Source organism: Streptosporangium sp. NPDC004379, assembly GCF_042873875.1.
Lineage (GTDB): Bacteria > Actinomycetota > Actinomycetes > Streptosporangiales > Streptosporangiaceae > Streptosporangium.
Window position 1 is genome coordinate 151,962 of sequence record NZ_JBIAMC010000008.1, and the last position, 21,920, is coordinate 173,881.

Sequence of the window (21,920 nt, forward strand, 5' to 3'; positions counted from 1 at the left end):
GCGCCGGCCCCGGCCGGCCCCCCCCCCCCCCCCCCGGGGGGGTCAGGTGGACCCGCGCACCACCAGGGCGGGGCGCAGCAGGATCTGACGTGGTGATCCCGTGGAGGCCCCCGCCTCCCCGCGGTCCGCCGCGCCGGTTCCGACGCCGATGCCGGCGTCGGCGCCGGCCGCCGTACGGCCCGGCGCGGCGCTCACGGCGTCGCCCGCCGTACGGCCCGGCGGGTCCTCGCCGTCGAGGAGCCCGGTGAGCAGCGCGACGCAGTTCGCCGCGGCCTCGGCCAGCGGCTGGCTGACGCTGGTCAGCCCCACCGCCCTGGCCACCGGCGTGTCGTCGAAGCCGACGACCGCGACCGGCCGGTCCGGACGGACCGGCCGGTCCATGCCTTGGCCGTCGCCGGGGGAGCGGGCGGCGTGCAGCGCGCCGAGGGCGAGCGAGTCGCTCACGCAGACCAGCGCGGTCACCGGGTCGCCGCCGCCCAGCAGGTCGCGGGCCAGCGCCTCGCCGGCGGCCACGCCGTCGTCGGTCGCGCGGTCCAGGCCCGTGGGATCGACTCCCGCCGCGGCGAGGGTCCGCGCCCAGCCGGCCCGGCGGTCGTCGCCGACGCCGGAGCCGGCCGGCCAGCCGATGAACCCGATCCGCCGGTGCCCGGCGTCGAGGAGGCGGCGGGTCGCCTCGGCGGTCCCGGCGGCGCCGTCAACGTCCACCCAGGCGTGGCCGGACCCCTCCGGCACGCCCCACGGGCGGCCGAAGGTCACGAACGGCAGCCGCCGCTCGGCCAGCCAGGAGGTGCGGGCGTCGCCGTGGTGGGTGCTGGTGAGCACGAAGGCGTCGGGCTCGTAGGCGCCCAGCAGGTCGTCGATGGTGGCGATCTCCGAGGCGTCGTCCTCGGCGGTGTAGAGCAGCACCCGGTAACCCGCCGCGGCGGCCGACTCGGTGAGCCCGTGCAGGAAGCGGTCGTAGACGGTGCCGTTGATGCCGTCGTGGGACGGCTCGATGCGCGTGGCGATCAGCCGGGACCTGCCGGTGCGCATCTGCCGCGCGGCCTGGCTGGCGCGGTACCCCAGCGTCTCGACGGCCTCCAGCACCCGCCGTCGTGTCTCCTCGCGGACGACCTCCGGGGTGTTGAGCACGTTCGACACCGTCTGGCGGGACACCTTCGCGTGCCGCGCCACGTCGGTGATCGTCACTTTTTGCGTCATTTGCACCTTGCTGGGGTTTGAACGTTCAAAGGGGGATACGGCATGATTGGATCGTTCAAGTAAAGGAATTGCATCGCAATGTGCACCTCCGGCGTCGTTCTGTCAAGACCGTGCCGGCCCCCACCCCGACCCCCGAGGGATCACCAGTGCTTGCCGAAGCCACATCCGACCCGGCGGACGGCGCCCCCGCGACGACCGGACGGGACCCCCGCCTGCAACCGCTGCTCCACGACCTCGTCAGCGTCGTGCTGGCGCCGACGACCGCGCTGGGCGGCGCCGACGGGCAGATCCGCCCCGCCGGGGTGCAGGGACTCTTCCACGCCGACTCCCGGGCGCTGTCACAGGTCGTGCTGAAGGTGGACGGCCGGGAACCGGAGGCCGTCGGCCACGCCCCGGGCGGCCCCGGCGGCGCGCGGTTCGTCTCCCTGGCGCGGTGGCTGGGCGACCCCGGCCCCGACCCCACCGTCCGGATCGACCGCGTCCGCCGCGTCACGCCGGGCCGCATGGACGAGGAGATCGAGGTCGTCTCCACCGCCGCGGCCCCGGTGACCGCCGCCGTCACCCTGGAACTGGGCTGCGACTTCGCGCCGATCGAGACGGTGAAGTCGGGCGGCTCCGGCACCCCGGCGACGGCCGAGGACGGCGCGCCCGGCGAGCTGACCTGGCGCTCCGGGAACATCCGGGTCACCGTGACCGGCCGGGACGCCGACGCCGGCCGGGACACTGACACCGACGCCGCGGCCGGGCCCGGTGGTGCGGCGCGGCTGAGCTGGCGGGTCGAGCTGCCCCCGCGCGGGCGGGCCGTACTGCGCTGGAACGTCGCGATCGACGACCCCGGCGCCGTCGTGGCCGCCCCCCGCCGCCCCGTCGAGTGGTCCAGGCCCGAGGTCGAGGCCGCCGACCACCGGCTGCCCCGCCTGCTGGAACAGTCGCTCGACGACCTGGCCTCCCTGCGGCTGACCGAGACCGGCGCCCCCGGCGACACCTTCCTCGGCGCGGGCGTGCCGTGGTTCCTGACCCTCTTCGGCCGCGACAGCCTGTGGGCCGCCCGCATGCTCCTGCCGCTCGGCACCGACCTCGCCGCCGGAACCCTGCGGATCCTCGCCCGCCGCCAGGGCGTGCGGACCGACCCGGCCTCCGGCGAGGCGCCCGGGAAGATCATGCACGAGCTGCGCCGCCACGAGTCCGTGTTCCCCGAGCACGGCATGCGGCTGCCCCCCGCCTACTACGGCACCGTCGACGCCACCCCGCTGTGGATCAGCCTGCTCCACGACGCCTGGCGCTGGGGCATGCCCGGGGAACAGGTCGCGGCGCTGCTGCCCAACCTGGAGGCCGCGCTGGGCTGGCTCGCCGACCACGCCGACCCCGACGGCGACGGCTTCGTCGAATACGTCGACGAGAGTTCCCGCGGGCTGGCCAACCAGGGATGGAAGGACTCCGGGGACGCCGTGCGGTTCCACGACGGCCGGACGGCCCCGCCCCCCATCGCCCTGGCCGAGGTGCAGGGCTACGTCTGCGAGGCCGCCCGGCACGCCGCGGCCCTGCTGGAGGCGTTCGGACGGCCGGGCGCCGACCGCTGGCGCGACCACGCGGGCCGCCTCGCCGAACGGTTCCGCGCCCGGTTCTGGGTGGACGGCCCGCACGGCCGCATCCCCGCCCTCGCCCTCGACCGCGACAAACGGCCGGTGGACGCCCTCACCAGCAACATCGGCCACCTCCTCGGCACCGGCCTGCTCTCCGAGGCCGAGTCGGCGCACGTCGCCGGGCTGCTGACCTCGCCCGCCATGGCGAGCGGCTTCGGGCTGCGCACGATGTCGTCGCGGGACGGCGGGTTCAGCCCGATGTCGTACCACTGCGGGTCCGTCTGGACGCACGACACCGCGATCGTCATCTCCGGCCTGGCGCGCGCCGGGTTCGGGGCCCAGGCGGGAGAGCTGGCCAGGGGCCTGCTGACCGCCGGGGAGTCGTTCGGCTACCGCCTGCCGGAGCTGTTCGCCGGGGACGACAGCCGGGTGGCCGGCCGTCCCGTGCCCTACCCGGCGGCCTGCCGCCCGCAGGCGTGGTCGGCCGCCGCCGCGGTCGTGATCGCGCACGCTGCCGTGGGCCTCTACCCGGACGTGCCGGCCGGTCGCGTGCTGCTGCGCCCCCTCGCCGGGACGCCGCTCGGCGCGGTGTCGGTGCGGGGGCTCCGGGTGGCCGGGCACGAGGTGGGCGTCGCGGTCGGCCCGGACGGCTCCGTCACCGTGGACGGCCTCCCGGACGGCCTCGTCACCGTGGACGGCCTCCCGGACGGCGCTGCGGCCGGGACGGACCTCAGGTGAGGCCGAGCCGGGCCAGCTCGCGGCGGGACCGGACACCGAGTTTGCGGTAGGCCCGGTAGAGGTGGTGCTCCACGGTGCGCGGGCTGAGGAACAGGTGGGCGGCGATCTCCCGGCTCGTGCCGCCGTCCATCGCCAGCCGTACGACCTGGAGCTCCTGGGGTGTGAGCCGCTCCAGGGGGTCGGCGGCCGCCGGCCGGGCGGCCACGACGGACTCCCCGGTCGCCCTCAGCTCCGCCTCCGCGCGCGCCCGCCACGGCGCGGCCCGCAGCCGCTCGAAGGTCCGCAGCGCCGCGCGCAGCGGAGCGCGGGCGTCGCTGCGGCGGAGGGCCCGGCGCAGCCACTCGCCGTACGCCAGCTCGGTGCGCGCCTGCTCGAAGGGCCGGTCCGCGCGCCGGTGCGCCGCGAGGGCGCGGAGGTAGTCGTCCTCGTCGTCGCCGAGCAGCGCCCGGCAGCGGGCGCTGACCGCCTCCGCCCAGGGCTGCCCCCCGGCGCGTGCCCAGGCCTCCAGGCGGCGCAGCGGCTCCTCGGCCCGTTCCGGCAGGCCCAGCCGTACGGCCGCCTCGACCTGCTCGGCTCCGGCCGTGACCAGCCCCGTCAGGTGGCGCAGCGGTCCCTTCTCGGCGGCCTCCAGGCGCTCCAGCACCCGCTCGTGGCGTCCGAGCCCGAGGTCGAGCAGGCAGAGCGCGGCGAGGCCGGTCATGCCGCCGGCGTCGGCCGGGTCGCCGGCCAGCCGGACGCAGCGTTCCTCGTCGCCCTCGATGGCCGCCACCCTGGCCAGCACCGCGTGCAGCCGCGTCACCCGCCGGTGCATCCCGGTGTCGCACGCGAGCCGGACGGCCTCCGCGACGAATGCCTCGGCGTCGCGGTGCCGGCCGGCCTGGACCCGCACCCCGGCCAGATCCTGCAGCACCTGGGGCAGTGCCCCCACCAGGCCCTGCTCGCGCAGCCGCGCAGCCTCGGCGGTCGCCAGGGCCGAGGCGGTGTCGTCGTCGGCGAGGACCATGGCGCAGAAGGCGGCCCACCGCGCGGTCGCGTCCTCCGGCGGCGTGATGGCGTCCTCAGGGGGCGTGTCCGGCGTCCGGGCGGCGGGCCCGGGTGACGCCTGGGCGACGAACCGCCGCAGCAGCGGCAGGCCACGCGCGTAGTCGTCGTCGACCAGACGCGCCAGCCCCTGGACCATGGGGTCCTGCCCGCCCATGCCGGCCAGCAGCGCGTCCGCCCTCCGGATCACCTCCGCCTCGCCGCAGAGCCACGCGTACCCGGCCGCCGTGCGCAGCATGGGCGTCACCCGCGCCGGGTCCGCGGCGGCGGCCCGCTCCACCAGGACGCGGGCGGCCCGCCCGCCCTCTCCCCGTTCGAACTCCACCGCCGCCCGTGTCCCGGCCAGCGCGGCCAGGGAGGCGGGGTCGCCCGCGGTCTCCTCGGCCCGCCGGACCAGATCCGCGGCGTGGCCGGCGTGGCCGGACAGGAGCGCCGGCGACGCCGCCCGCGCCAGCCGGGCGGCCCGGTCGGACGGGCTCGGGGTGAAGGCCGCGGCCTGCTCCCACAACCCGGCGGCGGCGGCGAAGGCGGCCCGGTCGCGGGCCCGTCCGGCGGCGGCGCTCAGGTCCGCCGCCAGGTCCTCGTCCGGGGAGGTGGCGGCCGCGGCCCGGTGCCGGACCCGGCAGTCGTCGTCGGTGGCCGCGTCCGCCAGCACCCGGTGCACGGCGATCCGCTCCGCCAGGGGCGCGCCCTGGTAGGCGGCGGTGCGGATCAGGGGATGACGGAAGGCGATGGCGGTGGCGCTCACCTCGACCAGCCGGGCCTCCTCGGCCTCAGCCAGGTCCTCCGGCCCCACCCCCAGCGCCGCGGCGGCGCGCAGCAGCATGGGCAGGTCGCCGCGGCCCTCGGCGGCGGCCGTCAGCATCATCAGCCGGGTCCTCCCCGGCAGCAGGGCGATGCGCGAGCGGAAGGAGGAGAGCACCCGGTCGGCGACCGGCATCGGGCCGGCCGCCGTGTGGTAGGGCCGGCGTCCGGCGGAGAACTCCAGCAGCGCCAGCGGGTTCCCATCGGATTCGGCGATCACCTGATCCCGTTCCGCGGGCGGCAGGCCCCGATGTTCCAGCAGGCGGGCCGCGTCCTCCCGCGACAGCCTGGACGGCCGGACCTCCGGCAGACCGGGGGCGGCGAAACCCTCCTCCCGCGCGGCGAACAGCAGTGCGGCCCTCTCGTCCGTGAGACGCCGGGCGGCGAACAGCAACGCGTCGGCGGTGGCCTGGTCCAGCCAGTGCGCGTCGTCGACCAGGCAGAGCACCGGTCCGTCGCCGGCCAGACGGGCCAGCAGCGTCATCACGGCCAGTCCGGACAGGAACCTGTCCTGCCCGGCCGGGCCGCCCGAGCCGAGCACCGCGCGCAGCGCGTCCGCCTGCGGCGCGGGCAGGGCGCCGAACTGGTCCTGGACCGGCCAGAGCAGCTGCACGAGCCCGGCGAAGGCGAGATCGGCCTCCGGCTCGACGCCGGCGGCCCGCAGCACCCGCACATCGGAGCCGGCGCAGTACGCGGCGGCCCGGTCCAGCAGCGCCGACTTGCCGATGCCGGCCTCGCCGCGCAGGACGAGGCCGCCGCTGTGGCCGGCACGCGCCGCCTCGACGAGCTTCTCGACCGCGGCCTGCTCACTCGCCCTGCCGTACAGCAACGACCATGCCTTTCGCTCCGGGGAGCAGACGGCCGGGATACGTAGGCGATCCCAGTAGCCCAGTACCGCAACCTTACCGATTCGGCCGGTGAGGGCCCGTTCGTAGCCTCGTCACACCGAACGAGCTCATGACACGGAGGGTGACATGAACGAACTGCTCACACCGGTCACCAGTGGCGCGCTGGATCTCCCCAACCGTCTGGTCATGGCGCCCATGACACGGAACCGGGCGCCGGGCGGGCTGGTCGGCGGACACACCGCCGAGTACTACGCCCAGCGCGCCGGCGCCGGCCTGATCATCACCGAGGGAACCCAGCCGTGCGTGATCGGCCAGGGTTATCTCGACACCCCGGGCCTGCACTCGCCCGGGCAGGCGGCGGCCTGGCGTCTGGTGACGGACGCGGTGCACCGGCGAGGCGGCCGCATCGCGGTCCAGATCATGCATTCCGGGCGGATCGGTCATCCCCGCCTGTATCCGGGGGGTGAGCTCCCCCTCGCGCCGTCCGCGATCCGCTCCGGGGAGTGGCTCCACACCCCCGAAGGGCTGCTCGAACACCCGATCCCGCGGGAGATGACCCCGGCCGACATCGACCGGGCCGTCGAGGAGTTCGCGGCCTCGGCCCGGCTGGCGATGGACGCGGGCTTCGACGCGGTCGAACTGCACGCCGCCAGCGGCTACCTGATCCACCAGTTCCTGTCGGACAACACCAACCGGCGCACCGACGCCTACGGGGGTTCGGTCTTGAACCGGATCAGGTTCGCCGTGGAGGTCGTGCGGGCCGTCAGCGCCGCCGTCGGCCCGGACCGCACCGGCGTCCGCGTCTCTCCCGGCATCGCCTACAACGGCATGAACGAGAGCGACACGGAGATCCTCTACGCGGAGCTGACCCGCGCGCTCGCGCCGTTCGGACTGGCCTACCTGCACGTCTCGGAGAACGACACGCGTGACGTGACCAAGATCATTCGATCGGAGTGGCCCGGCGCCCTCATCCTCAACCCGCACCCGTGGAGCGGTGACGAGCCCGCGACCCCCGCCGACGGGATCGAGGCGCTGCGCTCCGGGCTGGCCGACGCGATCTCCTTCGGCAGGCTGTGGCTGGCCAACCCCGACCTGCCCGCGCGGATCGCCAGGGGCGGCCCGTACAACGAGGCCGACCGGGCGACCTTCTACGGCGGCGACCACCGCGGCTACACCGACTACCCGTCGCTGCCCGCGCCCGGGGAGGGGGAATGAGCGTCCCGTCGTCTTCTCCCGGAGCCGCCCCCGGCGGCGTTCCGTCCCCTCCTTCCGGAGCCGCCCCTTGCGGCGTCCCGTCTCCTCCTCCCGCGGCCGCCCGCGGCGGCGTCCCGCGGGGGGCGGCGCCGCCGGCGCGCCGGATGCCGACGGCGGGGCCGGCGCTGCTGGCGGGGCCGCTCTCCTTCGGCATCGCCGGGCCCAGCCTCATCCTGCCGGACGCGGCCCGCGACCTAGGGCTGAGCCTCGGCGCGGTGACCTGGATCGTCACCGCGTTCGGCTGGGCCATCGCGATCGGCACCCCGCTGACGGCGGGCCTGCAGAGTCACCGGGGAGTACGGCGGGCGCTGCTCGCCTGCGCCGCATCGGTGGCCTTGGGCGCGGCGCTCGTGGCGGCCGGACCGTCGCTGCCGGTACTGGTCCTGGGCAGCGTGGCCCAGGGGCTCGGCACGGCGGGGTTCACCACGATCGCCATGAGCCTCACCCGTTCGGCGCGCTCGATGGGGTTGGTCACGGCCTCGCTGGCGACGGTGGGCGCCACCGCCCCGCTGGTCGCCGACCTGGTCGCGGGGGCGCTGTCCTGGCGGGCGGCCCTGGCGTTGCCCGCGCTGAGCCTGCTGGCCGTGCCGGGCGTGCTGCGGCACCGCCCGGCGGACCCGGCACCCGGCGTGCCCTTCGACCTCCGGGGGGCGGCGCTGCTGACGGCACTGGTCACGGCGCTGGTGTTCATCCCCCACTCGTGGCCGGTGGCCGGGGCCGCCACCGTGGCCGCCTGCGGGCTCCTGGCGTCGCACCTGCGCGCCAGGCCCGACGGGTTCGTGCCCGCGTCCGTCGTCCGCGCTCCGGTGTTCCTCCTGGTGTCCGGGCTGGCGTTCCTGCTGGCCGCGATCAACTTCGGAATGATCTACCTCCTGCCCGCCCTGCTGGCCGGGCGGGCAGGCTGGACCAGCGGCGCGGTGGGGCCGGCCATCCTGTGGCCGCTGCTGTTCGGCGGGCTGGTCTCGTACGGGGTGATCGCCGCCACCGCGAAGGCGCCCGTGAAGGTCGTCGCCGTGCTGTTCCCCGGGCTGGCGGCGGCCGGGGCGGTGCTGGCGGGCATCGGTGCCTCACCGGCCGTCCTCCTCGTCGCGCAGGCGCTCACCTCCCTCGCCGCCGCGTCCGGGCAGGGCGCGTTCGCGGCGCGCGCCGCCACGGCGGTGCCCGACGGCGCGCGGGCGACGGCGATGGGCCAGTTCAACCTCTGCTACCTGCTGGGCGCCGCGTTCGGCCCCGCCATCGCGGCCGCCCTCACCGGCTGACCGGCTGACCGGCGGTCCGGCGGTGACCGGTGCGAAGTCCACCGCGACCGGCCCGGTCCGTGATGAACTTGTCTCCCGGATCCGGTGCCGCCGGGCCGGAGAACCGCACCGGCAGGGGGAGAGGGACGTCGTCACCATGTCGCCATGGACGCGGGGCGGGCCGGCCGCGGGCGTGGGCGTCCTGGTGTCCCTGCTCATCGCGGGGCACGGGCTGCTGCCCGGCTGGCGGGGGCTGGGCAACGTCGTCGACAGCGCCCTGCCCTGGTTCGGGCTGGCGGCGCCGCTCCTCGTCCTGGCCGCGCTCGCCCGGCGGTCGTGGGCCGCGCTGGCCGGGGCCCTGGCCGTGGCCGTGACCTGGGCGGCGGCCTTCGGGCCCGCCTTCCTCCGCGCCCCCGGCGCCGGGCCGCGGGACCTGCGGGTGGTCCAGCAGAACGTCGACTACTTCAACCCCGGCCTGGCCCGCACCGCCGCCGCCCTGCGGGACACCGGCCCGGACGTCCTCGTGGTCGCCGAGCTGCGCGACGACCCCGTGCTGCGCAACGGGACGGTCCACCCCGGCTTCGCCCGGCTGATCGACCCCGTCCTGCCCTACCGCTTCCCCGACAACCCCGGCGTGGCGGTGTGGAGCAGATACCCCTTCTACGGCCGCCCGCAGCCCGTACCGGGCGTGGTGCGCTCCCGGCACGCCGTCCTCCGTACGCCGTGGGGGGATGTGAGCCTCTACGCCGTCCACATCACCTCCTTCCGCCTGGAGTCGTCCGTCATCGCCCGCCGCAACGCGGAGATGGCGGCGCTGGCCCGCGCGGTCGCGGCCGACCCCAGCCCCCGGGTCATCGTCGCCGGAGACCTGAACACCGCCGCCACCGACCGCGCGCTGCGCCCGCTCGCCGCGACCGTCACGCCCGCGGCGGAGGAGGCGGGCACCGGCCTGCAGCTCACCTGGCCCGCGGCGCTGCCGCTGGTCCGCCTGGACCACGTGCTCATCCGCGGGTTCACGGCCGTCGGCAGCCGGGTGCTGCCGCCGACGGGCGGCGACCACCGCGCGATCCTGGCCGACCTTCGCCTCACCCCGCCCGCGCGGCCCTCTCCCTGACCGTGTCTTTCCGCGTTTCGCGCGGTGAGTCCGGGCAGCCCGGGTAGGCAGCACGTGGACGGAGGGAGAGAACATGGGCGACCACCAGCCGGTTCCCGAGCTGATGACCGAGAACGACGTCGTGGACCTGCTGCTGCGGCAGCACTCCATGATCAGGGAGATGTTCGACGAGGTGGAGAGGGCGCCGGCCGGCCGGCGGGCCGAGGCGTTCCGTTCGCTGGTGCGGCTGCTGGCCGTGCACGAGACGGCGGAGGAGGAGATCGTCCACCCCTACGCCCGTCTCAAGCTCGCCGGCGGCGACGCGGTGGTGGACGACCGCCTGAAGGAGGAGAACGAGGCCAAGCGGCTCCTCATGCGGATGGAGGAGGCGGGGGTGGAGGACCCGCGGTTCCTCACCGACCTGGCATCGCTGCGCGGGGCCGTGCTCGCCCACGCGGAGAACGAGGAGCGCCACGAGTTCGCCGCGCTGCGCGCCCGCACCAGCGAGGCCGAGCGGCGGGCGATGGCGGCCGGGGTGAAGGCCGCCCAGGCGATGGCGCCCACCCACCCGCACGCGGGGGTGGAGTCGGCGACGAAGAACCTGCTGCTGGGCACCCCCCTGGCCGTCATGGACCGGGTCCGCGACGTGATCCGCGACGCCATGGGCGGGAAGGGCTGACCCGGCGGCTCATCGGGCCCGTGCCCGGCGCCGTTTCCGGCTATGTGGGAAACGCCAGTTACGGACACCGGCGACTGGGCACGGCTCAGCGGTGACGGGGAAGAAGCGATACGCGAGGAGAGCGCCGTGAGCGAGGAGACGAACGAGGAAGAGCGCGCCCGGCGGCGCGAGGAGGAACTGCGCAAGTACCGGGGGACGCCCTTCGATCCCGATCTGCACGACATGGGCGGCGACATCGGCCCGGCGTCGATGGGGGAGACCAGTGCCCGGCCCGCCGAACGTGACGACGACGAGGAACCCCGGCGCGGCCCCGACGCCCCGAGGGAGACAGGGAGCGTCGACGCCGACCTGGAATGGAAGTCCTCCGACCGGGAGGACCCGGACGGCGGCCTGGGCGGGACCGACGCCGACGACGGCGGCTACCTCCCCGGCGAGGGGACGGGCCGCCCGCCCGGCTGAGCGCGGAGCCGCCGCCCGGCGCGGCCGTACGGCGGGCGCCGCGCCCGTGCGCCCGCAGGGAGCCCGGGGTCGACGCTCTGCGGGCACAGCGTCTTCACCGCCGTCCCTCCCCGTCCGCCCGCCGGGTGACGGCATCGGAGACCTCGCCGGTCACGGCCGGACGGTCCGTGCCGGTCCGGTCCGGCTGCGGCACCTCGCCGGTCTCGACGAGCGACTCGGCGTCGACGGTGACCCGGTTCCACCGCTCGGCCGCCTCGCGGTCCCGGGCCGGACCGGCCTGCTCGCGCCACCTGAGCCAGCTGCCCACTCCGATGCCCAGCCCGGCGGCCACAGCGCCCATAACCATGCGTTTCACGTTTTCCCTCCCATAACAGACAGTCGTTGGAGGGGGTTACCCGCTCTCGTCCGGCGGACGACCGGGACCCCGAGCACTTGACCGGAAGCTGAGGATTCCTGACCGGTGGATGCCCTGCCCAGGTGGGTCGCCGCCTCACCCGGCGCACGGAACGGCACCCGTCCCGCCCCAGGCGGGAACGGGAAAAAGAGCGGAAAACGGTCACATGCCCGGCGATCGCCCGCGTGCCCGGGTGACGGGAGAGAGAAGTGGAGCGGGAAAAGGAGCGGCCCGCGACCGCCGGGTGGGCGGTCGCGGGCCTCGATCCCATGAGAGGCGCACCGGGTCACGGTGCCTCATGGCCCGTGCGCGGACCAGGGAGGGCGGTCCACGCGGGTCCTGTGCGCCAGGCCTCTCGGCCCGGCGAGCCGGTGCGGGCCCGGCCGTACGGCGTCGCGGCCGGGCGGAGCCGGTCCGGCCCGGCCCGGTTCAGTCCGGCCCGGTTCAGTCCGGCCCGGTTCAGTCCGGCCCGGTTCAGTCCGGTCCGGTTCGGTTCGGTTCAGTCCGGTTCGGTTCGGTTCGGGGCTCCGCCGGGCGCCGGCCGTACGGCTAGCGGAGCGCGGCGGCCTCGGCGGCGAGCTTCTCGATCCGGGCGTAGTCACCGGCCGCCAGCGCGTCGGCCGGAGTGAGCCAGGTCCCGCCCACGCACCCGACGTTGGCCAGCGCCAGATACTCCGGCGCGGTCTGGAGCCTGATCCCGCCCGTCGGGCAGAACCGCACCTCGGGCAGCGGCCCGCCCAGCGACTTCAGGTACGGCACGCCGCCGGCGGCCTCGGCCGGGAAGAACTTCATCTCCGTCAGCCCGCGCTCGGCCAGCGCCATGACCTCCGAGGAGGTCGCCGCGCCCGGAAGGAACGGGATGCCGCCCTCCTCCATGGCGTCCAGGAGCCTCGGGGTGCTCCCCGGGCTGACCAGGAACCTGGCCCCGGCCTTCACCGAGGCCGTCACGTCGGCGGGGGTGCGGACGGTGCCCGCCCCGACGACCGCCTCGGGAACCTCGGCGGCGATCCGCGCGATGGCGTCCAGCGCGCAGGCCGTACGGAGGGTCACCTCGATGGCGGGCAGACCGCCCGCCGCCAGGGCCCGCGCCAGGGGGACCGCGGTCTCCGGGTCGTCGATCACGACGACCGGGATCACCGGGGCGATGTCCAGCAGGCTCATGCGTACTCCAACTTCGATGGCTTCGACGGATTCGGCGACTTCGGCGCGGCGGCCAGGCGCTGGCCCAGCCACGCCGCGGCCCCGAGCAGCGCGGGCTGCGGGGCGACGATCAGCGAGGTGGCGATGCCCGAAAGATAGCCGTTCATGGTGGGGGCCGCCTCGAACCGGCGGCGGAAGTCGCTGGCGCGGACCCGCTCCACGATGCGCGGCAGCACCCCGCCGCCCAGGTAGACGCCGCCGCGGGCGCCCAAGGTCAGCGCGACGTTCCCGGCGAAGGTGCCGAGCATCCCGCAGAAGACCTCGACGGTCTCCGCGCACAGCGAGTCGTCCATCCGGGCCACGATGTCCGAGGCGGCCAGCCGCGGCGCCCGCACGCCGCGCACCAGCGCGAGGGCGTGGTGCAGCCGGGTCAGCCCCGGCCCCGACAGCAGGTGCTCGGCCACCACCTGGCCCGTCCCCTCGGCGCGCAGCGCCCGGACGATCTCGTGGTCGCGCTCGTCCAGGACCGGCACGGTGACGTGACCGCCCTCGCCGGGGACCGGCACCCAGCCCTCGGCCGCGGGCACCAGGCCCGCCACGCCGAGACCCGTCCCCGGCCCCAGCACGACCTTGACGCCGTGTCCGGGGGCGGGACCGCCCAGGCCGACCAGCTCCGCGGCCGGCAGGTGCGGCAGGGACGCGGCCAGCGCCTCGAAGTCGTTGACCAGCTCGACGTGCGCGATGCCCAGGTCGCGGACCGACCCGGCCCAGCCGGCGTTGGTGAGCCGGTAGCGGTCGCCCTCGACCGGCCCGGCGATCGCGACGCACGCCGCCTCCGGCCGGACCCCGCCCGCGTGCCCGGCCAGGTAGGCGGCCACGGCCTCGGGGAGTCCCGCGTGGTCGGCGACGGCGAGCACGGCCACCGAGCCCGGTCCCCGCCCCGGTTCGGTGACCAGGCCGAACCGGGCGTTGGTGCCGCCGACGTCGGCGACGAGCCAGGGGAGGTTCACCGGGCGTCCCCGGGCGACACGACGGTGCCGTCGGCGAGGCTCTCGGCGCGGCCGTTCAGGGCGAAGATCCCGGCGCCGCGCTCGGCGGGGCCGGCCGTACGGCGGAATGCGGCGAACAGCTCGCGGCCGGTGCCGACCCACTGGGCGTCGCTGAGCGGGGCGCCCTGCGGTGTGCGGGCGGCCAGCTCCCCGGCGGGCACCAGCAGCTCCAGGGTGCCCGCGGCCGAGTCCAGGCGGATCGGGTCGCCGTCGCGAACGAGCGCGATCGGCCCGCCCTGGGCGGCCTCGGGCGACAGGTGGATGGCGGCCGGGACCTTGCCCGACGCGCCGGACATGCGGCCGTCGGTGACGATCGCCACCCGCTGCCCGCGGTCCAGCAGCACCGCCAGCGGCGGGGTGAGCTTGTGCAGCTCCGGCATGCCGTTCGCGCTGGGCCCCTGGTAGCGGATGACCGCGACGAAGTCCTGCCCGTCCAGCTCGCCCGCCTCGAAGGCGCGCAGCAGGTCGAGCTGGTCGTCGAAGACCTTCGCGGGCGCCTCGACGACGAGGTGCTCGTCCTTGACCGCCGAGACCTTGCTGACCGCGCGGCCCAGGTTGCCGTCGAGCATGTGGATGCCGCCGTCGGGGGAGAACGCCTCGGCGACCGGCCGCAGCACGTCGGGGTCGGTGCTGCCCTCGGTGCGCTCCTCCCAGACCAGCTCGCCGTCCTTGAGCACGGGGGCCGAGCGGTAGTGGTCCAGCCCGTGCCCCGCGATCGTCAGCACGTCGCGGTGGAGCAGCCCGGCGTCCAGCAGCTCGCCGATGAGCACCTGCATGCCGCCGGCGGCCTGGAAGTGGTTCACGTCGGCCTGACCGTTGGGGTACATGCGGGTCAGCAGCGGCACCGCCTTCGACAGGGCGGCCAGGTCGTCCCAGAGCAGCTCGATGCCGGCCGCCGCGGCGATCGCGACGAGGTGCATGGTGTGGTTGGTCGAGCCGCCGGTGGCCAGCAGCGCCACGCAGGCGTTGACGATCGCCTTCTCGTCGACGACCCGGCCCACGGGGGTGTACTCGGCGCCGTGCGCGGTCAGCGCCACCGCCCGCCGCCCGGCCGCCTCGGTCAGCGCCTGGCGCAGCTCGGTGCGGGGGTTGACGAAGGTCGTGCCCGGCAGGTGCAGGCCCATGACCTCGATCATGACCTGGTTGGAGTTGGCGGTGCCGTAGAAGGTGCAGGTGCCGGGGGAGTGGTACGACTTCGCCTCGGCGTCCAGCAGCTCGTCCTTGCCGACCTTGCCCTCGGCGAACAGCTGCCGGGTGCGCGCCTTGACCTTGTTGGGCAGACCGGAGCCCATCGGCCCCGCCGGGACGAACACCGCCGGCAGGTGGCCGAAGTGCAGCGCGCCGATCAGCAGGCCCGGCACGATCTTGTCGCAGACGCCCAGCATGAGGGAGGCGTCGAACATGTCGTGGGACAGCGCGATCGCCGTGGCCATCGCGATGACCTCGCGGCTGTAGAGCGACAGCTCCATGCCGGGACGGCCCTGGGTGATGCCGTCGCACATGGCGGGCACGCCGCCGGCGAACTGTGCGACGCCGCCCGCCGTACGGACGGCCGCCTTGAGGATCGCCGGGTAGGTCTCGTACGGCTGGTGCGCCGACAGCATGTCGTTGTAGCTCGACACGATCGCCACGCCCGGCTTGACCGAGGCCCGCAGGTCGAGCTTGTCGGCCCCGGGGGCGGCGGCGAAGCCGTGGGCCAGGTTGGCGCAGCCCAGCGAGGAGCGGGCCGGGCCGCGGCGGCGGGCCGCCTCGGCCTCGGCGTCGAGCCGCGCCAGGTAGGCGGTACGGCTGGCGCGGCTGCGCTCGATCAGGCGGTCGGTGATCTCCTGGATGACGGGGTTCACCCGGCCTCCTTCGTCGTCGTCGGGTCGGTGGTCGGTGCGGTCGGTCGCAGAGTTCACAGGATCCACAGGGTTCATGGGGTTCACGGAAGGCCCCTCACGGGAGGAGTCGCGCGGAGGGCGTCCGGCGGCGGGCAGGGCGGCCGGTCACGCGAGGTCGTCCTCGTACCAGTAGCGGCCGCTGCGCAGCACCAGCTCGTGCGCCCCGGCCGGACCGGGGCTGCCCGCCGGGTACGGCTCGGGCGCGGAGCCCTGCGACTCCCACTCGTGCAGGATCGGGTCGATCCACCGCCAGGCGGCCTCCACCTCGTCGCGCCGCATGAACAGCGTCGGGTTCCCGGTGAGGACGTCCATGAGCAGCCGCTCGTAGGCCTCGGGCACCCGGGAGGTGAAGGTCTCGGCGAAGCTGAGGCTGAGCGGGACCGGCTTGAGCGCCACCTCGCCCGCGCCCGGCTCCTTGGCCATCAGGTGCAGCCGGATGCCCTCGCTCGGCTGCAGCCGCAGCACCAGCCGGTTGGGCGCGCTGCCCGCGAAGATCGAGTGGGGCACGTCCTTGAACTGCACCACGATCTCCGTGGACCGGTACGGCATGCGCTTGCCGGTGCGCAGGTAGAACGGCACGCCCGCCCAGCGCCAGTTCTTCACCTCGGCGCGGATCGCGGCGAAGGTCTCCACCCGGCGGGAGGCGTCGGTGGGCGCGGTGCTGTCGGGCTCGTCGAGGTAGCCCGGGACCCGCACGCCGTCGCACTCGCCCGCCGTGTACTGGCCGCGTACGGTGAACCGGTCGACCTCGCCGCCGACGATCGGCCGCAGCGACTGCAGGACCTTGACCTTCTCGTCGCGGATCGACTCCCGGTCGTTGCGCGACGGGGGCTCCATCGCCACCAGGCACAGCAGCTGCAGCAGGTGGTTCTGCACCATGTCGCGCAGCGCGCCCGCGTGGTCGTAGTAGCCGCGGCGGCCCGGGGTGCCCACGGTCTCGGCGGCGGTGATCTGGACGTGGTCGATCCACAGGGAGTTCCAGATCGGCTCCAGGAACGCGTTGGCGAACCGCAGCACCAGGAGGTTCTGGACCGTCTCCTTGCCCAGGTAGTGGTCGATCCGGTAGATCTGCCGCTCGTCGAAGATCGCTCCGACCTCGTCGTTGATCCGCTGGGCGCTGGCCAGGTCGCGGCCCAGCGGCTTCTCCAGCACCACCCGCGAGGCGGGGGTGACCAGGCCGGCCTGGTGCAGCTCGCGGCAGAACGGGCCGAACGTCATGGGCGGGCTGGCGAGGTAGAAGATCCGGTCCCGCTCCTCGCTCCCGGCGAGCAGGCGGGCGGTGCGCGACCAGCCCTCGGTGTCCTGGCCGCCGACGTCGATGGAGACGTGGTGCAGGCGGCCCAGGAAACGCTGCCAGGTGCCGTGGTCGTCCGCCGGGACGGAACCGCGGACCTCGGCGTCCACCTTGCCGCGGAAGTCGGAGTCGTCGAGCCCGCCCCGGGACATCGCGATGACGCGGGTCTCGGGGGCCAGGCGGCCGTCGCGGTCGCAGTGATACAGCGCGGGCAGGAGCTTCCGCATGGAGAGGTCACCTGTGCCGCCGAAGACGATCAGGTCGGCGGGCCGCGGGGTCTCGGACATGAGGACTGCTCCGTAGTGATCTACCGGATTAGGGATAGATCGGACAGTAGCCACATCTTGCGCTTCACACAAGCGGAGTTTTGTAATTTGAGATGAGAAAGCTTGGAGTTTTCATTCCATAACTCCGTGTGGTTCACTTGACCGATGCCGCGCCGTCCCGCCGCCGCCCTGGCCACCAGCGGTGAGGTGCTCCGCCTCATCCGCGCCGGTGAAGCCGTCACGCGCACCGACATCGGACGTGTCACCGGCCTGTCACGGCCGGCCGTCTCGCTGCGCGTCACCGAGCTGCTGGACCACGGGCTCGTCGTGGAGGACAGCGAGGGCCCCTCCACCGGCGGCCGCCCGCCGACCCGCCTCGTCTTCAACGCCGCGGGCGGCGTCATCCTTGTCGCCTCCCTGGGCGCCAGCCGCGCCCAGATCGCCGTCTGCGACCTCTCCGGCCGGCGGCTGGACGGCGTGAGCCTCGCCGTGGACGTGGAGGAGGGCCCGGACACCGTCCTGCCCCTGGTCATGGACACCTGGGCCGAACTGCTCGGCGACCGCCCCCTCTCCCAGGTGCGCGGCGTCGGCCTCGGCGTCCCCGCGACGGTCGAGTTCGCGGCCGGCCGTACCGAGAGCGCCCGGATCATGGCGAACTGGACCGGCGTCGCCATCCCGCCGATCATCGCCGAACGCTTCCCCGTCCCGGTCTTCCTCGACAACGACGTGAACGTCATCGCGATCGGCGAGCACCGCTCCGCCTACGCCGGGAACGCCGACGACCTGCTGTTCATCAAGGTCTCCACCCGGATCGGCGCCGGGGTCATCGCGGGCGGGGAGATCCTGCGCGGGGCGCTGGGCGCGGCCGGGGAGATCGGGCACATCCCGGTCCGCGACGGCGGGGGAGTGCTGTGCCGGTGCGGCAACGTCGACTGCGTCGACTCCGTGGCCAGCGGCACCGCCATCCTGCGCGACCTGCGTGACCGCGGCTACCAGGTGACGTCGCTGGCCGACGTGGTGAGCCTCGTCCGCGCCGGGGACGCCGAGACCATGGCCGTCGTCCGCAACGCCGCCCGGATGCTCGGCGAGGTCGTCGCCACCGCGGTCAACCTGCTCAACCCCGCCGTGGTCGTCCTGGGCGGCGACGTCGCCGAGTCGTTCCAGCCCCTGGTGTCGGGCGTGCGGGAGGTCGTCCACCGCCGCTCCACCGCCCTGTCCACCCGCAACCTGCGGATCGAGCGCAGCCGCCTCGGCCCCGGCGCGGGCATCGTCGGCTGCGCCCACATGGTCCTCGACCACATCCTGTCGCCCGAGGCGGTCGACGCCGCCCTCTGAGGATCCTCCGTACGGCCGGCCTCCTCTGCGGCCGGGTTCTCCGTGCGGCGTGGTCCTCCGTGCGGCCCGCGATCTCCTCGTGAAAGGCGCCGGCCGGGAAGGCCCCGAACGGGGAAGGGACCGTGGAAAAGCGCCGGCGGCCCCGGGAAGGCCGTCCGCCTCCCGAAGCCGCCGCCAGACGTGCGATGCCTCAGCCCGCCTCCTCCGTGGTCGAGCCGGGCCTCCGCGACTGGCGGCGAACACCGACCACGATGAACGCGATCGCTATCACCGCGAGGACCACGGCGGCGATGACCAGCCACGTGGTGCCGGTCGCGAAACCGAACATGGCGAGGACCGCGACCGGTATGAGCGCGAACGACGCCAGCCGGATGTAGACCACGTCCCTCGGCGTCGTCGGAACCGTCGGCCGCCCCCGGGAGTCCCGTCCTTCCTGGTTCTCAGTCATTGCTCCCCTCCTCTTGATCAGCCCCACCCTGCTACCCGGGTGTCCGCCGGTCATGTGCTCTGTGATCGTCGAAGTGTCTCCACCAGTCCTTCGGAGTCGGACACGGTGAGGGTTGCGCCGGGATGGGTCAGCAGACGCCCCGGCACGAGCGCGGGGACCGGCCGGTGGAACAGGACGCACACGCCTCTCCGCGTGCTCGTCCCGAAGGTCACGCCCCGATCGGCCAGCGACAGGTGCGGCCCGATGACCTTCCACGGCGTGTACGGGCCGGTGACGAGGGCGCCCGAGACGTTGGAGACGGGTGTGCGCAGCCGCCAGGGGCCGAAGCGCACCCGCAGCTCGCCCGCGTCGACGAGGACGAACGCCCGCTCGGGGGTGATCCCCATCAGCTTCAGCGGCGTCACCCACGTCGACTCGAAGGCGAACTCGAAGCGCGGCACCGGTCAGCGCTCCCAGGGCGGTGTGTCACCCATCTTCGCGTAGTACCTGGCCAGGTGGGACTTGACCCGGTCAACCTCGTCTCGGGGGATCTTCACCCCGCCCCGCGCGCCCTGCATGACCGCCCCGGCCGCCATCACGGCGCGCGGCACGGCCTTCAGGTGGCCGCCGATCACGTCGGCGACCGGCAGCTTGTAGCTCTCGAAGTTCTCCGGGTCCTCGCCGTCGTACCAGACGTGCGCCTCGCGGTACTTCGCGTTTGGTTTCTCCTCGGCGCCCGCCCACTCGCGGACCCGCTTCTCGGCCGCGTCGGCGTCCCAGTCCCGGTCCCGGTCGGCGAGCGGCAGATCATGAAATCGCGTCACGGTCATCGTCGTCTTCCTCCTCCAGCGGGTTCCCTACCCGATCGCCCGCCGCCATGCCTAAAACGGACATATTTAGTGCTTTGCCGGGGAGTGGTACCCCCATGAACGAGCACGCAGCACCCGAGGAAGCAGCAGAGGCCGGGGACCCCACGGGGGAGGACCGGAAACCCGCCGGGGAGCACCGCGGTGGGGCACCGGCTGAACCGACGGCCGGCCCGTCGGACGAGCAGTCGGCCGACCCGTCGGATGAGCAGCCGCCGGCGCCGCGCGGCATCGACGGCGAGAGCCGGGTGGTGGCCGAGAGATCCGGCGCGGACACGACCTTCCCCGACCGCCCGCTCCCGGCGGACCTGCTGGCGGACGACCTGGGGGACCTCATCGACGACCTGGCTCCCGACGCCGGAGCGGCGTCGGGGGAGGGATCGGGTGAGGCAACGGGCGAGCGGGCGCCCCAACCGGAGATGGGACCGGCGTCCTAGCGGGACCGGGACCCACGAGATGAGAGCCGGCGGAAAGCGGCCCCGGCCGCGAGGAGGAGACTCCTGCGGCCGGGAGCCGGTCCGGCGCGCCCAGCCCTGCTGAGACGCCGTACAGAGGAGACTCCCGCGGCTGGGGCCGGTCGCCGGCGCCTACGAGACGTCGGGCCGTGTCATCAGCGGCGACCTCAGGTGCAACGCCAGATCGGGGCCGGTCAGGGGCGCGACGTTCCACGTCGCCACCGCCGTCCCCGCATCGGCGTCGACCACCAGCCGCACCCGGTGCGGGGTGGTGATGACGTAGAGATCGGCGACGAACGTGCCGCCCTGCCAGGCGCCGGCCGCGACGACAGGACGGCCGAGCGGTGAGCTCTCCCGCCATTCACCGTGACCGGCCGCGACGTCGAGGAGCGCCCCGAACCGCAGGCGCCATCCGCCGTCGACGGGATCGACGGTCACCGTGGTCCCGGCGGGCAGGGCCGAGTCCCCGGCGGAGGCGTCGATCACCGCCTTGACGGAACGCCCCGGGGCGGCCGAACCCGGTACCGGCGCGAGTGACAGCCGCCGCAGCCGATCGGCGAGGACCTCGTCGTCCCGGGTGCTTCCCGCCTGGTCCATGCCGGGCAGCAGACACTCCCACAGCGGGCCGAGTATCTCCTCACCCAGCACCGTCGCGCCGGTCATGGCGACCACGAGATCGTGCGACGGGACGACCACGCACAGTTGGCCGAAGGCGCCGTCACCCCGGTAACCGTGACGCGACATCCAGAACTGGTAGCCGTAGCCGCAGAGCGCGTCGGGGTTCTCCGACCAGCCCTCGACCTGCGGGGTGTCGATGTGCCGTCCGGTCGCGAGTTCCACCCATTCGCGGGGGACGAGCCGCCGGTCGCCCCACACGCCGCCGCGCAGCAGCAGCTCGCCGAAGGCGGCGACGGCCTCGGTCGTGAGGTGCAGGCCGTGGAACCCGAAGGAGGCGCCGCTCGCCACCCGGTCCCACTCGGCGTGGTCGATGCCCATCGGCGTGAAAAGGCGCTCGTCGAGAAACTCCGGCAGGCCGCGGCCCGTGACCCGTTCCACCATCCGGGCCAGGACGAAGGTGGTCGCATTGTCGTAGGCGTGCCGTGTTCCCTCGGGATCGGGAAACGGTACGCGCAGGAAGCCCTTCACCAGGTCGCCCGGTTCCAGCCGCCAGGCCTCGTCGAGACTGTCCGTGTCATGTCCGGTCGTCATGGACAGCAGGTGGTGGACAGTGAGGCGGCGCCCCTGCTCCGAGATGTCGGCCGGGACATGGTCGGGCAGCACGTCCACCACCCGGTCGTCCAGGGAGAGCAGCCCGTCGGCGATCACGAGCCCCACGGCGATCGAGGTGAACGACTTGGTCAGCGAGTAGAGAAGATGCGGGCGTTCGGCCGAGTACGGCGCCCACCAGCCCTCGGCGATGACGTGACCGTGGCGTACGACCATGATCGAGTGACGCTCGACGGAACCTGCTTCGAACCGGTCCAGCAGCGCGGCGATCGAACGGGATGACACCCCGGAGGCGGCCGGGGTCGACCGCGGCAGCAGGGCGCGTTGTGAAGACACCGGGTCACCCTAACGAGATCACCCGATCGGTTGGCAAGGCATTATCAGTGCGGCCGTGAGGCCCCGCGGGAACCTGTGGACCCCGCGGAAACCCGTGAGAACTCCGCGGGGACCTGTGAGAACTCGGCGGAGAGCTGTGAGAACTCCGCGGGGAACCCGTGGGTGAGGGAGTTCGTGGGGGAGGGGACCCGTGAGAAGGGGAGTTGGGGGGGGGGGGGGGGGGGGGGGGGGGGGGGGGCCCGCCGCCCCCCACACCCCCCCCCCCCCCCCCCCCCCCCGCGGCGGGGGGCGCCCACGGAGGTGGGGTGGCC

At 74.6% G+C, this 21,920-nt stretch carries 19 protein-coding genes; 8 read left to right on the top strand and 11 right to left on the bottom strand.

Annotated elements, in window-relative coordinates; genetic code table 11:
- Nucleotides 1–42: 42 nt before the first annotated feature.
- Nucleotides 43–1,200, bottom strand: a complete 1,158-nt coding sequence (locus ACFYSC_RS19275; protein ID WP_362945857.1) for a LacI family DNA-binding transcriptional regulator — start codon at nucleotides 1,198–1,200, stop codon at nucleotides 43–45.
- A gap of 146 nt (nucleotides 1,201–1,346) precedes the next feature.
- Here ACFYSC_RS19275 and ACFYSC_RS19280 point away from each other — a divergent pair, with 146 nt between their 5' ends.
- Nucleotides 1,347–3,521, top strand: coding sequence for a glycogen debranching N-terminal domain-containing protein (locus ACFYSC_RS19280; RefSeq protein WP_389963094.1), 2,175 nt, complete (start codon nucleotides 1,347–1,349; stop codon nucleotides 3,519–3,521).
- Here the strand turns inward: ACFYSC_RS19280 and ACFYSC_RS19285 are convergent.
- Nucleotides 3,514–6,195 (bottom strand): ATP-binding protein, encoded by a 2,682-nt coding sequence (locus ACFYSC_RS19285; protein WP_389963097.1) that lies wholly within the window; start codon nucleotides 6,193–6,195, stop codon nucleotides 3,514–3,516. The two genes, ACFYSC_RS19280 and ACFYSC_RS19285, sit on opposite strands and share 8 nt — an antisense overlap.
- Before the next feature lie 145 nt (nucleotides 6,196–6,340).
- Between ACFYSC_RS19285 and ACFYSC_RS19290 the strand changes: the two genes are divergently transcribed.
- The 5 genes from ACFYSC_RS19290 to ACFYSC_RS19310 all read left to right on the top strand — a co-directional run bounded on the left by ACFYSC_RS19290 (nucleotide 6,341) and on the right by ACFYSC_RS19310 (nucleotide 10,937).
- Entirely contained in the window at nucleotides 6,341–7,429 is a 1,089-nt protein-coding gene (locus ACFYSC_RS19290; RefSeq protein ID WP_389963099.1) for an alkene reductase, read from the top strand.
- Nucleotides 7,430–7,572: 143 nt separating this feature from the next.
- Nucleotides 7,573–8,727 (top strand): MFS transporter, encoded by a 1,155-nt coding sequence (locus tag ACFYSC_RS19295; RefSeq protein WP_389963102.1) that lies wholly within the window; start codon nucleotides 7,573–7,575, stop codon nucleotides 8,725–8,727.
- A 136-nt stretch (nucleotides 8,728–8,863) separates the two neighbouring features.
- Entirely contained in the window at nucleotides 8,864–9,820 is a 957-nt protein-coding gene (locus ACFYSC_RS19300; protein WP_389963105.1) for an endonuclease/exonuclease/phosphatase family protein, read from the top strand.
- Nucleotides 9,821–9,893: 73 nt separating this feature from the next.
- Nucleotides 9,894–10,478, top strand: a complete 585-nt coding sequence (locus tag ACFYSC_RS19305) for a hemerythrin domain-containing protein (RefSeq protein WP_389963108.1) — start codon at nucleotides 9,894–9,896, stop codon at nucleotides 10,476–10,478.
- Between the two features lie 126 nt (nucleotides 10,479–10,604).
- The gene (locus ACFYSC_RS19310; RefSeq protein WP_389963110.1) at nucleotides 10,605–10,937 is read left to right on the top strand and encodes a hypothetical protein; all 333 of its coding nucleotides are present in this window, start codon (nucleotides 10,605–10,607) and stop codon (nucleotides 10,935–10,937) included.
- Between the two features lie 94 nt (nucleotides 10,938–11,031).
- Here the strand turns inward: ACFYSC_RS19310 and ACFYSC_RS19315 are convergent, their stop codons facing one another.
- The 5 genes from ACFYSC_RS19315 to zwf all read right to left on the bottom strand — a co-directional run bounded on the left by ACFYSC_RS19315 (nucleotide 11,032) and on the right by zwf (nucleotide 16,984).
- The gene (locus ACFYSC_RS19315) at nucleotides 11,032–11,292 is read right to left on the bottom strand and encodes a hypothetical protein (protein WP_389963113.1); all 261 of its coding nucleotides are present in this window, start codon (nucleotides 11,290–11,292) and stop codon (nucleotides 11,032–11,034) included.
- A gap of 588 nt (nucleotides 11,293–11,880) precedes the next feature.
- On the bottom strand, nucleotides 11,881–12,492 hold the full coding sequence (eda, locus tag ACFYSC_RS19320) for a bifunctional 4-hydroxy-2-oxoglutarate aldolase/2-dehydro-3-deoxy-phosphogluconate aldolase (protein WP_362945881.1): 612 nt from the start codon (nucleotides 12,490–12,492) through the stop codon (nucleotides 11,881–11,883).
- Nucleotides 12,489–13,481, bottom strand: coding sequence for a glucokinase (locus ACFYSC_RS19325; RefSeq protein WP_362945884.1), 993 nt, complete (start codon nucleotides 13,479–13,481; stop codon nucleotides 12,489–12,491). The genes eda and ACFYSC_RS19325 overlap by 4 nt, the downstream gene beginning before the upstream one ends.
- Entirely contained in the window at nucleotides 13,478–15,364 is a 1,887-nt protein-coding gene (gene edd, locus ACFYSC_RS19330) for a phosphogluconate dehydratase (RefSeq protein ID WP_389963117.1), read from the bottom strand. The genes ACFYSC_RS19325 and edd overlap by 4 nt, the downstream gene beginning before the upstream one ends.
- Before the next feature lie 144 nt (nucleotides 15,365–15,508).
- Complete coding sequence (gene zwf, locus ACFYSC_RS19335) at nucleotides 15,509–16,984, bottom strand: glucose-6-phosphate dehydrogenase (RefSeq protein WP_389963120.1); 1,476 nt, start codon at nucleotides 16,982–16,984, stop codon at nucleotides 15,509–15,511.
- 144 nt (nucleotides 16,985–17,128) lie between these two features.
- Between zwf and ACFYSC_RS19340 the strand changes: the two genes are divergently transcribed.
- On the top strand, nucleotides 17,129–18,298 hold the full coding sequence (locus tag ACFYSC_RS19340; RefSeq protein ID WP_389963123.1) for an ROK family protein: 1,170 nt from the start codon (nucleotides 17,129–17,131) through the stop codon (nucleotides 18,296–18,298).
- Between the two features lie 190 nt (nucleotides 18,299–18,488).
- Here the strand turns inward: ACFYSC_RS19340 and ACFYSC_RS19345 are convergent, their stop codons facing one another.
- Genes ACFYSC_RS19345 through ACFYSC_RS19355 form a run of 3 tightly spaced genes read right to left on the bottom strand, consistent with a single transcriptional unit; the run spans nucleotide 18,489 to nucleotide 19,555 of the window.
- Nucleotides 18,489–18,746 carry a hypothetical protein gene (locus tag ACFYSC_RS19345; protein WP_362945892.1) on the bottom strand — a complete coding sequence of 86 codons (258 nt, stop codon included), beginning with the start codon at nucleotides 18,744–18,746 and terminating at the stop codon, nucleotides 18,489–18,491.
- 50 nt (nucleotides 18,747–18,796) lie between these two features.
- A complete protein-coding gene (locus ACFYSC_RS19350) occupies nucleotides 18,797–19,186 on the bottom strand; it encodes a hypothetical protein (RefSeq protein WP_389963126.1) in 390 nt (129 codons plus the stop codon).
- Between the two features lie 3 nt (nucleotides 19,187–19,189).
- Entirely contained in the window at nucleotides 19,190–19,555 is a 366-nt protein-coding gene (locus ACFYSC_RS19355; protein ID WP_362945897.1) for a hypothetical protein, read from the bottom strand.
- 95 nt (nucleotides 19,556–19,650) lie between these two features.
- On the opposite strand from ACFYSC_RS19355, the gene ACFYSC_RS19360 reads away from it, so the two are divergent.
- Nucleotides 19,651–20,028, top strand: a complete 378-nt coding sequence (locus ACFYSC_RS19360; protein WP_389963129.1) for a hypothetical protein — start codon at nucleotides 19,651–19,653, stop codon at nucleotides 20,026–20,028.
- A gap of 150 nt (nucleotides 20,029–20,178) precedes the next feature.
- On the opposite strand, the gene ACFYSC_RS19365 is transcribed toward ACFYSC_RS19360, so the two are convergent.
- Complete coding sequence (locus ACFYSC_RS19365) at nucleotides 20,179–21,609, bottom strand: serine hydrolase domain-containing protein (RefSeq protein ID WP_389963132.1); 1,431 nt, start codon at nucleotides 21,607–21,609, stop codon at nucleotides 20,179–20,181.
- Nucleotides 21,610–21,920: the final 311 nt, after the last annotated feature.